Consider the following 17,787-nt stretch of genomic DNA (forward strand, 5'->3'; position numbering starts at 1 on the left):
GCGAATGAAACTTCAGTTCAAGATCCAGCCGTATCAGACCGATGCAGTCGACTCGGTTGTTCAGGTGTTTGCGGGCCAGCCTCGACGTACAGGCATCGCGTACAGGATTGATCCTGGCACGGTGATGCGGAGTGCCGCCCCAGCCCTGTTCGAGACAGGCACGGCTGCCGACTCAGGTCTGCGCAATGCCGCGATTGAGCTCTCCGCTGCTCAGTTGCTCGCTAACATTCACCAAGTGCAAAAAGCGCGGAACTTGCCGCCGGTGCCGAAGATCATCGACAGCAAGGCCGCGCCTGGTGCCCCCAACCTCGACATCGAGATGGAGACCGGCACCGGCAAGACCTACGTCTACATCAAGACGATTATGGAGCTGAACAAGCGCTACGGCTGGTCCAAGTTCATCGTCGTGGTTCCGTCCGTAGCGATCCGCGAGGGCGTCAAGAAGTCGTTCGACGTAACGGCTGAGCATTTCCTGCAGGCCTACGGCACGAAGCCGCGCTCGTTCATCTACGACTCCTCTCAGTTGCATGATCTTGAGCGTTTCAGCTCCGATGCGGGCGTGCAGGTAATGATCATCAACATCCAGGCCTTCAACGCAACGGGGAAGGACAACCGCCGCATCTACGATGTGCTGGACGACTTCCAGTCCCGCAAGCCGATCGACGTGATCAGCGCCAACCGGCCGATCGTCATCATCGACGAGCCACAAAAGATCGGCGCTCCGAAGTCGCTTGAGGCTCTATCCCGCTTCAACGCGCTGATGGTGCTGCGCTACTCGGCCACTCATAAGGTGGAGCACACCAAAGTCCACCGACTCGACGCCCTGGATGCCTACAACCAGAGGCTCGTCAAGAAAATCGCTGTCCGCGGCATCACGGTCAGGGGCCTTGCCGGCTCCACTGCTTACCTCTACCTCGACGCGGTCGAGGTCAAGAAGGGCCGGCCACCCACGGCCCGCGTGGAACTGGAAGTTCAGACCAAGGGCGGCCCGATCAAGCGGCAGCTCAAGCGGGTCACGAAGGGCTCCCGACTTCATGACCTCGCGAACGGTATCGAGGTCTACAAGGAGCTTGTGGTCACCGACGTCAGCGCGATCGACGACACCATCACGCTCAGCAACGGGGACGTCGTCGTCGCGGGCCAGCTCGCGGATCGTGACGTAACAGAGGAAACCAAGCGGCGAATCCAGATCCGCGAGGTCATCCGCGCGCACATCGACAAGGAGCGCGAGCTCTTCAGCCAGGGCGTCAAGGTCCTCTCACTCTTCTTCATCGATGAGGTCGCCAAGTACCGCGACTACTCCCGCGAGGACACCCTGGGCGACTACGCCCGAGTGTTCGAGGATGAATTCGCCGCCGTTGTAGAGGAGGTCCTCGGGGAGCTGGAGCTCGATGACGCAACAGCGACTTACAAGAAGTACCTCAGCCGTGACGAGGCCCGGGATGTGCACCAGGGCTACTTCTCGATTGACAAGAAGAGTAAGCGGCTCGTCGACGGCGACGTGCACAGGACCGGCGATGAGAAGGGTCAGTCTAAGGACGTTGCCGCCTACGACTTGATCCTCAAGGACAAGGAACGCCTGCTGTCCTTGAAGGAGCCTGTGCGGTTCCTGTTCTCGCACTCGGCCCTTCGCGAAGGATGGGACAACCCCAACGTGTTCGTCATGGGCATGCTCAAAAAGAGCGACAACACCATCTCGCGGCGGCAGGAGATTGGGCGTGGGCTGCGGCTTGCGGTGGACCAGAACGGCGACCGCATGGACAACCCGGTCACCGTGCATGCCATCAACCAGCTGACCGTCGTGACCGACGAGTCCTACACCGACTTCGTGGGCGGGCTGCAGAAGGAGATTGCAGAGTCGCTGGCGGCGCGCCCACGGAAGGCCAGCGTCAAGTTCTTCACTGGCAAGACGATCCACACCGAGTCCGGCGAGAGCGCCGTCGACGAGAAGCTCGCGACCGCTCTGTACAACTACCTTGTGCGCAACGACTACGTCGACGACGACGGGCTCGTGACGCAGAAGTACAAGGAGGACAAGCACGCCAGGTCGCTGGCCGAGCCGTTGTCCGAAGTGCTCAAGCCGGTCATCGATTTCGTGTGGCCATTGATCGACGCCCTGTACATCGACATCCCCGCGCCGACCAACGACCGCAAGCCTAAGAAGATCCCGCTCAACGAGGCGAACTTCAAGAAGAAGGAGTTCCAAGAGCTCTGGAGTCGGATCAACCACAAGGCTGTCTATCAGGTCGAGTTCGACTCAGCCGAGTTGGTGGGCAAGTGCGTCGCATCACTCGACACCCACTTGAACGTCGCAGCCATGCAGTACGTCGTCCAAGCCGGCAAGCAGCGGGAGTCGCTCGACGCTGATGACCTGGCCAGTGGCACCGGATTCGACGTCACCACGACTTCCACCCAGACCGCGTCGGTGTCTGCTGGGTCCCAGGTGAAGTACGACCTGCTGGGGGAGGTGACCGAGAAGACCCAGCTCACTCGGCGCACTGCCGCTGCGATCCTTGGCCGAATCAATCCGAACACGTTCGGCAAGTTCCGTCTCAATCCGGAGCAATTCATCACCGAAGCCGCGCGACTCATCAACGAGCAGAAGGCCACGGTCATTGTGGAGCATCTGGCCTACGAAGCGCTAGAGGACCGCTTCGACATGGCCATCTTCACGGAGAATCAGAGTGCCCAGGACTTCTCTAAGGCCGGGGAGAAGCTCAAGAAGCACGTATACGACTACGTCGTGACGGACTCGACGGTTGAGCGCGACTTCGTCACGGACTTGGACACCAGCTCCGAGGTAGAGGTGTACGTCAAGTTGCCGCGCGGCTTCTTCATCCCGACTCCGGTCGGTGACTACAACCCCGACTGGGCAATCGCGTTCACAGAGGGTTCGGTCAAGCACGTGTACTTCGTTGCCGAGACGAAAGGCTCCCTGTCCACCCTTCAGCTGAAGGGTGTCGAGAACGCCAAGATCGCGTGCGCCCGGAAATTTTTCGACGACGTCAACAAGAAGTTCGAGGGCCGGGTGAAGTACGAAGTCGCCGACGGCTACTCCAAGCTGATGGAACTCGTAACGGGATAGGGGCGATGACTGTGACCGATATCGACCGGACGATCGACGGGGTTGCCAAGACCATCGCCGAAGTCCTGGAGAAAAAGAAGTACTCAATCGACTACTACCAACGCGAGTACAAGTGGGAGTCGAAGCAGATCGCTGAGCTCGTCGCCGATCTGACTGCCAAGTTCCTCGACCTCTATGAGGCTGACCACGCCCGCAAGGACGTCGCCAAGTACCCCGGCTACTACCTCGGTTCCATCATTATCTCACAGAAGGGCAGCCAGCCTTTCGTCGTTGATGGCCAGCAGCGGCTGACCAGCCTCACGCTGTTGCTCACGTACCTGCGGCGTCTCCAGCAGGGACGGGAGGATGTCGTCAACATCGACGAGCTCATCTACTCCGAAAGATTCGGCGAGAAATCGTTCAACCTCGACGTTCCCGATCGCAACGACTGCATGGAGGCCTTGTTCGAGTTCGGTGAATACGAGCCGCCGTCGGACTCAGCGGAGTCGGTGCACACGCTCGTCGCTAGGTACGCGGAACTTGACGGGCTCTTCCCCGACGAGCTGAAGGACGCCGCGCTCCCGTTCTTCATCGATTGGCTCAAGGACCGGGTGCAGCTCGTCCAGATCACCGCGTATAGCGACGACGACGCGTACGCCATCTTTGAAACGATGAACGATCGCGGCCTCAAGCTCACTCCGGCAGACATGCTCAAGGGGTACCTGCTCGCCAACATGGAAGACGGGAAGCCTCGCACCAAGGCCAACGAGCTGTGGCGCAAGCGGCTGCGCAGCCTCGACGAGCAGGCGGAGGACGCCAGCTCCGACTTCCTCAAGACGTGGCTGCGAAGCCAGTACTCGACCAAGATCCGTGAGCGCAAGAAGGGAGCGCGTCCCGAGGACTGGGACCGGATCGGCACCGAGTTCCACCGCTGGGTCCGCGGCGCCAACGATAGCGTTGGCCTGAAGGTGCGCGACGACTTCTACAACTTCGTGTTCCGTGACCTCGAGTTCTACAGCCACCACTATGCGCGCATCCTCGACGCATCGACCGGATCTTTCCAGCCGGACAGCCCTCTGCGCTTCATCCGGTTCAACGCCGACCTCGGCTTCACACTCCAGAATCAGCTGCTCCTGGCGCCGCTCCGAGTCGATGACAACACAGCCGCCATCGACAGGAAGTTGGAGCTGGTCGGCCGGTTCACCGACATCCTCCTCGCCCGCCGTATCTGGAACTTCCGGGCGACGGCCTACTCAACGATGCAATACGCCATGTTCACCGTCATGCGCGACATCCGTGGCCTTAGCGAGCCTGACCTGGCCAAGGTGCTCCGTGACTACCTGCTCAAGGTCGACGAGTCCTTCGACTACGACGGCTTGTACGTCCACCAGCAAAACCGGAGCCAACTCCACAAGATCCTTGCTCGGATCACCGACCACATCACCGTGAAGTCCGGCCAAGCCTCGAACTACATCGAGCTCACGAACGGTGCGAAGGTGAAGTACGAGGTTGAGCACATCTGGGCCGACCATCCCGAGCGGCACGCCGACGACTTCAGCCACGAGGCGGATTTCGCTCGCCATCGAAACCGGATCGGTGACCTGTTGCTGCTGCCCAAGCAGTTTAACGCGAGCTACAACGACGAGACCTACGCGCAGAAGCGTCCGCGGTACTTCAGTCAGAACTTGCTTGCCGCCAGCCTGGATCCCCAGGCTTACGAGAAGAACCCCGGCTTCGTGGCCTTCGTCAAGGACGCGGGTCTGCCGTTCCGCGCCCACGAGGAGTTCAAAGCGGCTGACATCGTCGAGCGTGGCCACCTGTACCGCGATATCGCCAAGCAACTCTGGAACCCCGACGACCTGACCGCTGTCACGGCAAACGAGTTGCCATGACAGAGCGAGCTAACGGCCAACCATGACGGTCAGCCAGCTTTGGATCCGCCAACACGGAGGCTCGCGACAGAACGCGCGCGAAGCGCGCGCGTATCGGTTGCGGGCTGCCGTCGGCCCTAGACTCGTTGAAGCGTTACGGGTTTGGGGCGGGACTGCCCAGACTTCAGTTGACCCCGGTCCGGTAGGTGGGTCAGGCCGCGTGAGCAGCGTGGGTGAGTGTCTCGAACTCGATAGGTGTTAGTCGACCGAGGGCGTCCTGGCGCCTGCGGCGGTGATAGGTGGTCTCGATCCAGGTGACGATCGCCAGCCGCAGCTCGGCCCGGGTGGTCCAGCGCCGGCGGTTGAGGACGTTCTCCTGCAGCAACGCGAAAAAGGACTCCATCGCGGCGTTGTCCGCGCACGTGCCGACTCGTCCCATCGACCCCAGTAGCTGGGCGTCGCGGAGGGCCGCGACGTAGGCGTGGGAACGAAATTGCGACCCCCTATCGGAGTGCACGATGCCCCCGGTCCCACCGCGGAGCGCGAGGGCGTTGGTCAGGGCGTCCACGGCCAGCTGAGAGGTCATCCGGGCGTCGATGGAGTAGCCGACGATCCGCTTGGTGCAGGCGTCCTTGATCGCGCAGAGGTAGAGCTTGCCCTCGGCGGTGGGGTGCTCGGTGATGTCGGTGAGCCACAGGTTGTTCGGGGCCTCAGCGGTGAACTCCCGGCGCACCAAGTCGTCGTGCACGGGCGGTCCGGGCCGGCGCCCAGTGCCACGCTTGCGGGAGTGGACCGACCAGATCCGCTGCTGGGTGCACAGTCGGTTCACCCGGTTGCGGGAGGCCTTCACCCCGGCGGCGGCAAGCTCGTCGGTGATGAACCGGTAGCCGAACTCGGGGTCGTCGTGGTGGATGTCCAGGGCGGTGTTGATCAGGTGCGCGTCGTCCCAGTCCCGCTGGGTCACCGGGTTGGCCTGCCACTTGTAGAACGCCTGCTTGGAGAACCCGAGCACCCGGCAGGTCACCGCGACGGGGATGTTGTCAGCGGCAAGGTCTTGGACCAGCGGGTACATCATTTTGGGAGGATGTCGCGGGCGAAGTAGGCCGTCGCGCGGCGCAAGATCTCGTTCTCCTGTTCCAATTGCTTGGCCCGCCGGCGCAGCTCCCGGTTCTCCGCCTCCAGATCACCCCCGGCGCCGGCGGTGCTGGTCGGCGGGGAGCTGCGGCCGGTCAGGCCGTCCTCCCGGTCGGCGATCTTCAGCCAGCGGGACAGGCAGGACTCCGAGACGCCGAAGCTCTTGGCGACCTGGGCAATGGACTGCTCACCCTGACGGGCAACGGCGATCACGTCGCGCCGGAACTCCAGCGGGAACGGCTTGGGCACGATGACGATCCTTCCAGCGAGCCCACAAGGCTCACAGGTGAGGAGTCAACCGAACCCTGGGCAGTCCCAAAGTCCCGCTGAGGTCCCGTAGGCCGGAGGCGGCGAGCGCCTCGTCACGGCTGTAGTGCGCGTGTAGGTGGAGCGGCCACGGCTCCGTCGGTTCGAGGGTGGGCGCGGCATGCCGGATGCCCTCACGGAGCACGCTGCTGAGCTCGGTTAGCTCCTCCGCCCGGCCCGGGTTGGCCAGGAGCAGCTCGAGCTAGTCCTCCATGCTGCTGAAGGGCACCCGCCATCCCCCCACCGAGAAGTGGAGCAACGCCGCCAGCCGCTGCACCGCTCGCTCACGCCCAGATCGCGGCGTCGGCTCACCACGCTGGCGAAGGGTTCGATGGATTGCCCCGGGACGGAGGTGAGCGCGTTGTCGACCGCGGTGAGCGGGTCGTTGCCGCTCAGGTCGACGCGGACGAGCTCGTGGAAGACCGCGCAGCCCTCGCCGGCAGACGGGTCGCCGTGGGTCAGCGTCGGATGCGGCGCCCGATGTCGATCGTCGCGGTCCGGCTGGACCAGGCGAAGTGCGCAACCGCTGGCTCGGCCTTAGGGCGGGCCGATCCGGGAATGACGCAAATCTTGATTCCGATGTCCGGAGTGCTGATTCATCACGTTATCCCGGTGGTGTTGCGTCGAAAGAGCATTGCGGTTGCGGCGATGAATTTGCCGCATTGGCCGGGAATTTACCTCGATAGCTTCAAGGATGAAAGTCCGCGATCCTGGACACGTAGCTCTCTAGCGCCAGGGGATGACGCCAGGTCAGATTGATTATCGAAGATTGGCCGAGAGTTTGCGCTTGCGGCGATGGGTTCCCGCCACGAACCGTCCCCCTCCAGCTTCTGCTGCAATCGGGCCAGGGCCTTGCTCTCGATCTGTCGAATCCTTTCCCGGGTGACGCCGTACACCTGGCCGATCTCGTCCAACGTCTGGGGCTCTCCTCCGCCCAGGCCGTGGCGGAGGCTGAGAATCTTCGCCTCGCGCTGATGGACGAACCCGAGGACGTCTCGGCCCCACTGGATCCAGCCCGCGTGCTCGGACCCCGGATCGCTAGTGGCGTCCACCAAGACTGGGAGCTCCAGGTCGAGTTCGAGAAGCTCGTCGAGGCTCCACGGAGCACGTGCGTAAGCCTTGATCTCCAGAACAGCAGCCGGAGTCAGGTCCATCTCGACGGCTAGTTCCTCGGCTGTGGGCTCACGTCCGTGCTCCTGGAGCAGCTCACGCCGGATACGACCGAGCTTGTTGATGACCTCGACCATGTGCACCGGGATGCGGATGGTGCGCGCCTGGTCGGCCATCGCCCGGGTGATCGCCTGGCGGATCCACCACGTGGCGTAGGTGGAGAACTTGACGCCCTTGGTGTAGTCGAACTTCTCCACCGCGCGGATTAGACCGAGGTTGCCCTCCTGGATCAGGTCCAGGAACGCCATGCCGCGGCCGGTGTAGCGCTTGGCCAGCGACACCACCAGGCGGAGGTTGGCCTCCAGCAGGTGGGTCTTGGCCCGCTCGCCGTCGCGCACGACCCAGTTGAGGTCGCGGCGCATGGTGGGGGTGAACTTGGCGTCGGTGTCGGCGAGCTTGTGCGCGGCGTAGAGCCCGGCCTCGACGCGGCGGGCGAGATCGACCTCCTGCTCGGCGGTCAGCAGCGCGACCCGACCGATCAGCTTGAGGTAGGCGCGGACGGCGTCGGTCGAGGTGGCCAGCTCGGCGTCCTTGCGAGCCTTCTGCAGGGCGAGCGACTCCTCCTCGTCCCACTCGAAGGAACCGGAGGCGGCGGCCGGGACGGCGGGCTCGTCGGCGAGGTCGGCCTCGTCCTCCTCGAGCTCCACCTCCTCCGCGTCGGCGTCCGGCGCAGGCGCGATCTGCACGGACTCCGCGTCGGCCGAGCGGGCCTTACGGGCGCCAGCAGCGGCCTTCTTCCGGGGTGTTCTCACCTCCCGCGGTGCGTGATTTGGCTCCAGCTCGGGAGGCTGCTCTGCAGCGAGTGGGCAGCTGCTGGTCGGCTCGACGACCAGTGAGGGGTCGGCTCGGTTCCCTGAGGCTGCGCCGAGGAAGTCCAGCAGGGTTCGGGTGTCCTGGGGAACAGTGAAGTCGCCGCGCCGCCGTCCATGCGGCAGAACGCTCATGAGCGGACTGTCCGGGAACAACGTGGGGTCCTCGACGGTGCCCGACGCGAACAGGAGCACCAGCCTGGCGTGGCGGCCATCCGTCTTGGGACGTAGTACCCGACCCAGTCGCTGCACCAGTTGGCGCCGGCTCCGGCTACCAGCAACGATCACCGCGAGGTCAGCCTCGGGGACGTCGACGCCCTCGTCCAGAACCCTGGGCGCAGCCAGCAGCTGCGATGTCCGCTCGCGGAAGGCATCCATCCGCCCGCGGCGCTCGTCGCGGTCAAGGCCCGAGTAGAGCGCCGCCGCAGGGATCCCGGCGTCCTCGAACACAGTCGCGGCTGACTCCGCGCTCTCCTTGGTCTGGGTGAAGACGAGGGCGCCCTGCGCCGTCCGCACGACGGGCTCCAGAGCGGCGAGCACATCGATCTTGTTGCGGGATGCGGCCAGCAGCCGGCGACGCTCAGACATCGGTGCCAGGTATGCCCGGGCAGCTCTGGAGGCCGGATCCGCGGGCGACTGCGCCAACCGGTTCAGCGTCTTGAGGAACTGGCCGTGTGGCTCGCGAGGGATGCCGTGCACGTGCTGCAGGGACCGACCGACCTGCTCCATCCGGTCGGCGGCGTTGTCGTAGGCCTGCTGCTCCAGGCCGGTGAGCCGGACCCCGACCAGTGCGATGTCGAACGGTGCGATGACGCCGTCGGCGAGGGCGCGGTCGTACCACAGATGGAAGACCACCGGGCCGAAGTAGGGCACGAGCAGCTGCTCGACCCCGTCGTCCTCCCGTTCGAAGGTGGCCGTCAAGCCCAGCCGCCGTCCGAACCCAGGCTCCAACGCATCGGCGTAGACGGGTGTCCCGTAGCGGTGGCACTCGTCGGCGACGACGAGATCCGTGGCCTGGCTGCGGAGGGTCCGCCGGCTCGCGGACTGGACCAGCGCGACGAGCACGTGGCAGTCCGTCAGCTCGTCGCTCCGCCCACCGCCGAGACGTCCGACGTCCGCATCGGGGAACGTCTCCACCAGCGTGCGGAACCATTGCTCCTGCAGCTCCGTGGTGGGCACCAGCACCACCACCCGGCCCCCGTCGCCGAGCGTCTCCCGGGCAGCCTCGAGCCCGACGAATGTCTTGCCGGCCCCGGTCACCGCCTCGACGACTCCGCGGTGGCCCGCATCCCGCCAGGCAGCAAGCGCATCTCGCTGCCAAGAGCGAAGGCGGTGGGCCAGGTCAGGCAAGGCCGGGATGCGTGGCGCAGACAGGCTGGGCTGGTACGTCAACTGCGTCGGGGCCTGAGCTGCGGCGGGCCTTGCGGGCGCCCGGTGGCGGCCCCGATCGTCCTGGCCGGCGGGGCGGAGTGCGGGCGGGGGGGATGGCGGAGAGACCGCTGGAGCCGCCAACCGCTCCATTACGGCGATCCGTTCAGCGAGCGCGTCCCTGTCTCGCGTGAGCTCGTCCCGCTCAGCCTTGAGGGAGTGGTTCTCCGCCATCAACCGGCGCAGCACGACCCAGGGGTCTACGACGTCCTCGTCGTGAACCACGGCCTCCATGCCAACTCCGTTCGCCCCGTTACCCAGCGCTCGCTGCTGGTGGACGGACGTTAACCGGCGGCCCCGACATTTCCGATACCCGACCGTCAGGTGTGCCCAGAAGGAGGCGCATGTGGTCGGTGGTGTTCCTGGGCTACAACTGCCGCGCTCACCCCGGCGGGGTCTGGAGACTTGTCGGATACGGAACGTAGGTTGCTCGAAGGGGCCGAGCTGCGTCGGCCCGCACCTGCCTCGGGGGAGAGCTTGACGTCTACGCCTGCTGCTGTGCGCGCCTCGGATCCTCAGCTGAAGGACAAGGTCGGGAGGCTCGTGCAGTTCCTCAAGGACTTGGTGACCGCGAAAGCCGTTCCCGTTCGTCAGGTGAGCGCCCACCTGGACCACCTGTGGCTCGAGGACCTCCGGGACCTGGCCGCGTTGGACCTCGACGCCGCGACCGGCGACGTCGTCGTCCGCGTGCCACGTGTGGTGTCCGATCCGGCGCCGGCGCTGCCCGACGCTCTGCATGGGCTCGTGTCCGTTGTCGACCGCGACAACAGCACCCTCGAGCGGCCACCGCTGCGGGACGTCGAGATCGACGACGACGTCCGCGACGCCTACGACAGCTGGCTCGAGGAGTGGCAGGCGTGGGCTGCCCAGGACCGCCCACGCCGTCGGCTGCAGCGCACCTACGAGCAGCTCCGATCGATGCGGCTCAAGTCGACCGAGAATCCCGAAAGCGTCGAGATCGTCCTCGCCGGCGGGCTGCTCACCCTGCCCGACTCCGCCATCCGGACCCACCTCCTCAGCCACCGGGTGGTCGTGGACGTCGAGGTCGAGACGGGTGACGTCGTGGTCTCCCTGGACCCGTCGGGTACGACTTCGTTGGAGGACGGGCGTGTGCTCGCCGGTCTTGCCGAGTTCGACGACGGCGGGACGTCCTTCCTGCGCGGCCGCATCACCGAGCTCGACGTCCGCCCCTCCGGCGCAGAGTCGGTCGTGTTCCTCAAGGAGTGGGCCGATCGCGCGCTGCTGGCCCAAGTCCAGGTGGTGGAGGACTGGTCGGCACCCCCGACGGGCCGAGCCACCCTCGCCCCCGCGCCGGCCATCGTCCTCCGCAGCCGTGGCGCCTACGCCCTCCAGGAGTACTACGGCGACATCGAGCGCACCCTGAGCGCCGAAGGAAGCCTGGTGCCCCTCGGCCTGGCCCAGCTCGTCGAGTCCATCGAGAAGGACGAACGCCTCGCCTGGCTGGAGGCAACTGGTTCGACAGCAGCTGCCGAGGTGACGGCCGATCCTCTGTTCCCGCTGCCGGCCAACGAGGAGCAGGCGCAGATCATCGGCCGGCTGCGCGACGACACAGGGGTGGTCGTCGAAGGACCGCCGGGAACGGGCAAGACGCACACCATCGCGAACCTGGTGTCCGCGCTCCTGGCTCGTGGGCAGCGCGTGCTCGTGACCAGCGAGAAGGCGCAGGCCCTGTCCGTCCTCCGCGAGAAGCTGCCGGAAGAGATGCAGGAGCTGTGCGTCTCGCTGACCGACGTCCAGCGTGGTGGGTCGGTCGAGCTCGCCAAGAGCGTCGGCCAATTGGCTTCTGAGCACTCCTCGTACAACCCGCAGCGCACCGAACGGGAGGTCCGCGACCTGCAGGGCAAGCTCGACCAAGCTCGCCGCCACCGCTCGAGCCTGCTCGAGTCGATCCGTCGGCTGCGCGAGTCGGAGACGGCGCAGCACCCCGAGATCGCGCCGGGCTTCGGCGGGACCCTCGCCCGCATGGCCGAGAAGGTGGCCAGCGGAACGGCGGCCTTCGCCTGGATGCCAGTCCCTGCTGTCGGCGACTTCCCCCTCGACGTTCCCGAGCTCATGGAGCTGCGGCAGGCGTTGCCGGCCGACACCGAGGCCCGCAGGGAGCGACGCGGGCAGTCGTTCCCGTCGAACGACGTCGTCCCGTCCCCCGACGTCGTGGACCGACTGGCCCAGGCAGTCGCACGCGGGGCAGAGGCACGAGCACGAGAAGAAGGACCCCTAGCTGATGCTCTTGGGACCCTCGACGCAGGGACCTTGGCGGAGCTGACCCGACGGTGCAGGGATCTGGCGGAGCAGCTCGCGCAGATCCGGGAAACAACGGACGCCGACTGGGCGCTACCCCTGCTCGAGGTCGTCCTGCGAGGGGACGACCCCGTGCTGTGGCAGCACATCGGTGGTGCTCGGGGCCTGCGAGACCAGGTCGTAGCGCTGAACCAGCAGATCGGCTTCGCCGACGTCAGGTGGAGCGGCCAGATGCTGCCGGGGGCAGCGGCGGTCCGTTTCGGGGGGTTCGCCAGGTACCTAGGGGCCGGTGGTTCGCTGAAGAAGGTCTTCAAGAGCGACGAGCAGAAGGCCGTTGAGCCCTTACTCGACGCCGCGACGGTCGACGGTCAGCCTGTCGTCACCGCCGGCCAGGCCCACCTCGTCAGCCTGCACCTCGACTGCCTGGCGCGTCTGCAGACCTTCGCGCAGACGATGGGGCTGGTGCGCGTCCCCGTGGACCTCAGCCTGCCGCGCCCTCAGCAGGTCTCCCGTGCGAGCCGCGTGTGGGAACTGGTCGAGGCCATCGACCGCGTCCGGGCCGCACGCGACGAGTTGGTCACCCAGATCCGCAGGGTCCCCACCATCCCTCGCGTCGACCTGCGGACGACAGAAGCGCTCACCCGTTTCGTGTCGATCGCGACCGTCTTCGCGGATGTCGAGACCGCTCGCCGCAGCAGCGACGAGTTGCGGCGCCTGGCCGACCTGGTGTCAGCCACCGTCGCGTGGGATAAGCAACCTCCGGAGCTGCGCTTCGTCATCGACGCGTTGGTCGCCGCCGACGCGGTGGGGTACCGGGATGGCCTGGCTGATCTGACGTCGGCCAGGCGGGAGAAGGAACAGCAGGCCAGGTGCGACGAGCTCGTCACGCGGCTGACCGCCGTCAGCCCTCGCTTGGTGGAGATGTTGCGGGAGACCGCGACCGAACCGATGTGGGACACCCGGATCGAGCAGGTGGAGGGTGCGTGGGCGTGGGCCAGGGCGGCGACCTACGTCCGGCAGGAGTCAGCGCCCGGACGAGAGGCCCAGCTCGACCGTGAGCTCGCCGCTGTCGAGAAGGACACAGCATCGCTGACCGCTCAGCTGGCTGCGGCGCAGGCGTGGCAGTCGTGCCTGACCCGGATGACCGCTAGCCAGGTCACGGCTCTGCAGGCCTACCGCGACAGCATGGCCAACGTCGGCAAGGGGTCGGGCAAGTACGCCCAGCGCTACCGTCAGGCTGCCCGGGAGGCGATGACCGCCGCGCAGTCGGCAGTTCCGGCCTGGGTCATGCCCCTGCAGGAGGTGCTCGCCTCGATCCCCCCGCAGCAGGGCGCATTCGACGTCGTCATCGTCGACGAGGCCAGCCAGGTAGGGATCGAGAACCTCTTCCTGCTGTGGCTCGCCCCCCGGGTCATCGTGGTGGGCGACGACAAGCAGTGCACGCCGTCCGAGGTGAAGCACGGCGCACTGGACAAGGTGTTCAGTCGGCTGGATGTCCTGCTGCCCGACGTCCCGAACTACCTCCGCTCGACCCTGACGCCGCGATCCTCGGTCTTCTCCACCCTGCGCACCCGCTTCGGCCAGGTCGTGCGGCTCCGGGAGCACTTCCGGTGCATGCCGGAGATCATCATGTGGTCGTCCCAGATGTTCTACCGGGACGCGCCCCTGATCCCGGTGCGGCAGCACGGCGCTGACCGGCTGACCCCGCTCCGGACCTCGTTCGTACCGAGCGCCTACACCCAAGGCGCCAACAACACCTTATGCAATGTCGTCGAGGCCGAGGCCGTCGTCGACGCTTTGGTCGGTTGCCTGGATGACAGCCGGTACGACGGCAAGACCTTCGGGGTCGTCGTCCTGCAGGGCCAGACGCAGGTCAAGATCATCAACGACGCCCTGATGCGGCGTGTGGACCAGGAGGAGTGGGAACGTCGCAGGATCCGGGTCGGGACGGCGCCGGACTTCCAAGGCGACGAGCGTGACGTCGTCCTCCTCTCGATGGTGACGGCGCCCGACCACAAACGTGCGTCCCAGACTGGGATGAATGCTCAGCGGTCGTACAACGTCGCCGCTTCCCGCGCCCGGGACCAGCTCTGGCTCTTCCACTCGGTCACGACCGACCAGTTGCGCCCGGACGACCTCCGCAGCCAGCTGCTGACCTACCTGAGCGCGGCCCCGGTCGCCGCCGCGGCCGCCATGCCGCAGGGGGTGACCGACGACGAACGGTGCGAGCCGTTCGACAGCCTGTTCGAGCAGCGGGTCTTCCGCCGCATCCAGCAGCGCGGCTACCACGTGACTCCGCAGGTCGAGGTCAACGGCCGGCGGATCGATCTCGTCGTCACCGGCAGCCAGGGGAAGCTGGCCGTCGAGTGCGACGGGGACGCATGGCACAGCTCGCCGGAGCAGCTCGCCAACGACCTCGCACGTGAGCTGGAGCTGAAGCGGTGCGGGTGGGCCTTCTGGCGGATCCGTGAGTCCCGCTACTACCTGGACCCAGACGAAGCCCTCACCGACCTGTGGCACACCCTGGACAAGCGGGGCATCGGGCCGGTCGTCATCGAAGGCGCCGGGCGCGGTGGCGACTGGGTGCCTGGTGAACTCTCCGAGGAGGAGGGTCCGGACGCACTGGAGCCGGAGGACGGGCACTCGTCGACGGAATCAGTCGCCGCCGTGCCACAGCAGCTCCGTCCCACCCCGAGTGTCCAGACACCGGCGGAGAGCACGGCCGGGCAACAGCTCGAGGTCCCCTTCGCGCAGCCGACGGCGCGTCCTGCGGCGGCTCGCCCCGTCCTCCCGCCTGTCCCACCACCGATGTCACGCTCGACATCGCGATCCCGGGCCCAGGGTCCGAGGATCACGACTGCCTCGGGTGCCTCGTCGCCGACCGACGCGTTGCTCCTGGACCTGGCCAAGGACGGGGCCCTGACCAACGAGATCGTGCGGAGCTTTCTCGACCTGTCGCCGGAAGGAGCGCGGAAGGCCCTGATGGGCCTGGTCGAGCGGGGGCTGCTCGAGCAGCGCGGCGCCAAGCGCGGAACGCACTACGTGCTGCCGGGTGCAGCGAGCGCCGCACCGGCTGACGCTGAGCAGCCGGAGGTCAGGGGCGCCGAGGGACCGGAGCTGGAAGCACGTCTCGAACGACGGTTGCGCGATGACGCGGCTGCCGTGACCAAGAAGTCTGGTTACCGGCCGAGCTACTACCTGCACATGATCAACCAGGAGGGCGCCCTCGGTGCCGCGAAGCGGTTGCTGGCTGACCCGCGACCGCAGCACGGGATCGAGGTGCTGTGGGAGCACGGCTTGCTGGGCCACAGCCTTGAGGCAGCGGTGTGCGCTCCGGAGTTCCGCGACCTCTTCACCGGCAACGAGCTGCAGCGTGCACGGCAACGGCTGAAGGACCTGGGCCACGACCTGAAGGCTGGGAGCTGACATGACGAAGGTGTCGCAGCGTTGGGCAACGCTCCGGGATAGGTACTTCGATGGTCCGGAGCCGGTCGAACTCGTCCGGAAGTACATGTCGAGCGACCGCACCGGGCCAGCCTTCACCGGGTCGTTGTTCAACACGTGGGCCGGCGGCGGCATGGTGCACCCGGACGTCGTGACGGCCGACGACCTGATCGCGGTGCAGATGATGAGCATGCGGCCGTACAGCAAGACGATCTGGCGCCTCCTAGAAGGTCAGCGGCACGCGATCACCGCCGCCCTCTCGCAGGTGCCGTTGTCTGCAACGCTCTGGGACGAGGACGACGTGGTTCGTGATCACCTGGCGGCTGCGACCGTCGCGTGGCAGACCATCCGCGACGTCCCCGGCGCGGGATGGGTGACCGCTGGCAAGGTCATGGCGCGAAAACGACCGGACCTGATCCCCGTCTACGACACCGTGGTGCGCAAAGTGATCGGAGGCGGAGCCTTCTGGGGTCCGCTGCACGAATGGCTGCGTGCTCCGGCACCGGCGGGCGCCGTCAACAACCGAGCCCTGTTGCAGGACATCCGAGCCCGCGCTGGAGCGGCTCCGCATCAGCTTCCTGACCTGCGGGTCTTCGACGTCGTGCTGTGGATGCACGGACGGGGCGCCGGCCAGGTTGATGAGACAGGTGAGAAGGACCCTCTCGAGAACGACGAGGCGAACGGCCTGGTCGGGGGCGGACCGGCGTGAGGAGACCAGAATGAGGGCGGTCCATCTCGTCAACTACAACCCCGCCAATTGGGAATGGCCGAACTACGACCAGCTCGTCGCACGCACGCAAGCTGGGGGCATTGTCGAGGAACCTTGGAGCGTCGGGCAACGGCGGAACGGCATCTCACCCGGCGATGACGTCTTCCTGCTCCGACAGGGTCGAGGCCCTCGTGGCCTACTGGGCCGCGGGACCGTGAGAAGCAGCCCTTCGCGCGATCGGCACTGGGATGGCTCCGATGCGACCGCGATGTTCATCGACATCACCTGGTCCGAGCTGCTCCCCCAAGACGAGCCCATCGAGGTGGACGAGCTCGAGGCGGCCGTCCCGGGTTTCCGGTGGCGTCAGGTGTACAGCTCGGGCCGAACTGTCAAGCCACCGTCGGACCTGGCTCTGCTGGCGCTCTGGGAGGCACGGGGGACAAGCGCGTTCACGTCCTCGGCCACGTACATGGAGGGCTTGCCGGTCTCGTCGACGACGATGCGCTACGAGCGCAGCCGTGCTGCTCGAGACCGCTGCATCGCACTTCACGGTCACACCTGCTCCATCTGTGCCTTCGAATTCGCCACGACCTACGGCGCGCTCGGTGAGGGCTACGTGCACGTCCATCACGTGGTCCCCCTGTCCGCACGAGGGCAGCAGGACACCGTCGACCCGGCGAACGACCTGGTACCCGTGTGCGCCAACTGCCACGTCATGCTCCATCGCTCACGGTCAGCAACTGACCCAAGCCGCATCATGACGCCCGCCGAGATGCGCGCCGCCCTACCCATACCCGCTGCCCCTCGGTGAGCCCCGTGGGTTCAGCGCGCGGCGGCATCTGTGCGCGCCTCGGCGACATCAGCGATTCCTCACCCCGCCCACCTACGAAGAAGAGGACCCATGGCGAACCCCACCCCGAAAGTTGACGACTCGAGCCTCGCGCGGGCTGGCGAGAAGCTCATCGAGCAGCTGCTGAAGGTCGGCCTGAATGGATTCGGCCCTTTCAAGGGTGCGGAGGACAGCGCCCAGGAGGCATTGCGGGGTCGCACGCCGGACGAGGCCGTCAAGGTGCTCATCCGGAACCACTGCGCGATCGCTGGCGCCCAGGGCTTCGTCACGAACCTTGGCGGGATCGTCACGCTGCCGGTTGCTCTTCCCGCCAACATCGGTGCGGCCTACCTGGTGCAGACACACCTCGCAGGCGCCATCGCCGCCGTGCACGGCAACGAACTCGATGCTGAGGAGGTCCGTTCAGCTGTCCTTCTCTGCCTGGTGGGCAATGCCGGATCCGAAGTGCTCAAGCGGTTCGGTGTCACGGTGGGCTCCAAGGTGACCATGACGATGATCGAGCGAATCCCGGTCGCTGTCATCCGGCGGATCAACAAGCGCGTGGGCTTCATGCTGGTCGCCAAGTACGGCACGAAGCGTTCAGTGGTCACCCTGGCGAAGGGTGTCCCGTTGGTTGGTGGTCTGGTCGGGGGCGGCGTCGACACGGCGGCCACGTGGGGAGTGGGCAAGTACGCCCACACGACCTTCCGCCGTTCTGCCGAGGTCGAAGCCGCGGAAGCTCGTGCCGAGAGCTGACGCCGGAG

8 protein-coding genes are annotated in these 17,787 nt (G+C 66.3%); 6 read left to right on the forward strand and 2 right to left on the reverse strand.

All coding sequences use genetic code 11. The annotated features are described in order from the left end of the window. Positions 1–4 precede the first annotated feature (4 nt). The gene (locus BLS67_RS15825) at positions 5–3,085 is read left to right on the forward strand and encodes a type III restriction-modification system endonuclease (protein ID WP_091246947.1); all 3,081 of its coding nucleotides are present in this window, start codon (positions 5–7) and stop codon (positions 3,083–3,085) included. Between the two features lie 11 nt (positions 3,086–3,096). Then, positions 3,097–4,956: a DUF262 domain-containing protein gene (locus tag BLS67_RS15830; RefSeq protein WP_207500649.1), complete on the forward strand. Its 1,860-nt coding sequence runs from the start codon at positions 3,097–3,099 to the stop codon at positions 4,954–4,956. Positions 4,957–5,146: 190 nt separating this feature from the next. Here the strand turns inward: BLS67_RS15830 and BLS67_RS15835 are convergent. Further along, positions 5,147–6,318 (reverse strand): IS3 family transposase gene (locus BLS67_RS15835; protein ID WP_091246951.1). Its coding sequence is split into 2 segments (ribosomal slippage): positions 5,147–6,018 and positions 6,018–6,318, totalling 1,173 coding nucleotides; the frame shifts between segments, so codons are not numbered across the junction. Between the two features lie 731 nt (positions 6,319–7,049). Next, a complete protein-coding gene (locus BLS67_RS25075) occupies positions 7,050–10,016 on the reverse strand; it encodes a sigma-70 family RNA polymerase sigma factor (protein WP_165617621.1) in 2,967 nt (988 codons plus the stop codon). 309 nt (positions 10,017–10,325) lie between these two features. Between BLS67_RS25075 and BLS67_RS15845 the strand changes: the two genes are divergently transcribed. The 4 genes from BLS67_RS15845 to BLS67_RS15860 all read left to right on the forward strand — a co-directional run bounded on the left by BLS67_RS15845 (position 10,326) and on the right by BLS67_RS15860 (position 17,779). Continuing rightward, positions 10,326–15,467 carry an AAA domain-containing protein gene (locus BLS67_RS15845; protein ID WP_091246954.1) on the forward strand — a complete coding sequence of 1,714 codons (5,142 nt, stop codon included), beginning with the start codon at positions 10,326–10,328 and terminating at the stop codon, positions 15,465–15,467. A 1-nt stretch (position 15,468) separates the two neighbouring features. Continuing rightward, entirely contained in the window at positions 15,469–16,194 is a 726-nt protein-coding gene (locus tag BLS67_RS15850; protein ID WP_091246956.1) for a DUF6308 family protein, read from the forward strand. A 268-nt stretch (positions 16,195–16,462) separates the two neighbouring features. Further along, complete coding sequence (locus BLS67_RS23860) at positions 16,463–17,005, forward strand: HNH endonuclease (protein WP_165617622.1); 543 nt, start codon at positions 16,463–16,465, stop codon at positions 17,003–17,005. Between the two features lie 90 nt (positions 17,006–17,095). Continuing rightward, positions 17,096–17,779, forward strand: a complete 684-nt coding sequence (locus BLS67_RS15860) for an EcsC family protein (RefSeq protein ID WP_091246960.1) — start codon at positions 17,096–17,098, stop codon at positions 17,777–17,779. The last annotated feature ends 8 nt before the right edge of the window (positions 17,780–17,787 follow it).

Source organism: Klenkia soli (assembly GCF_900103975.1).
In the GTDB taxonomy this organism is placed as follows: Bacteria; Actinomycetota; Actinomycetes; order Mycobacteriales; family Geodermatophilaceae; genus Klenkia; species Klenkia soli.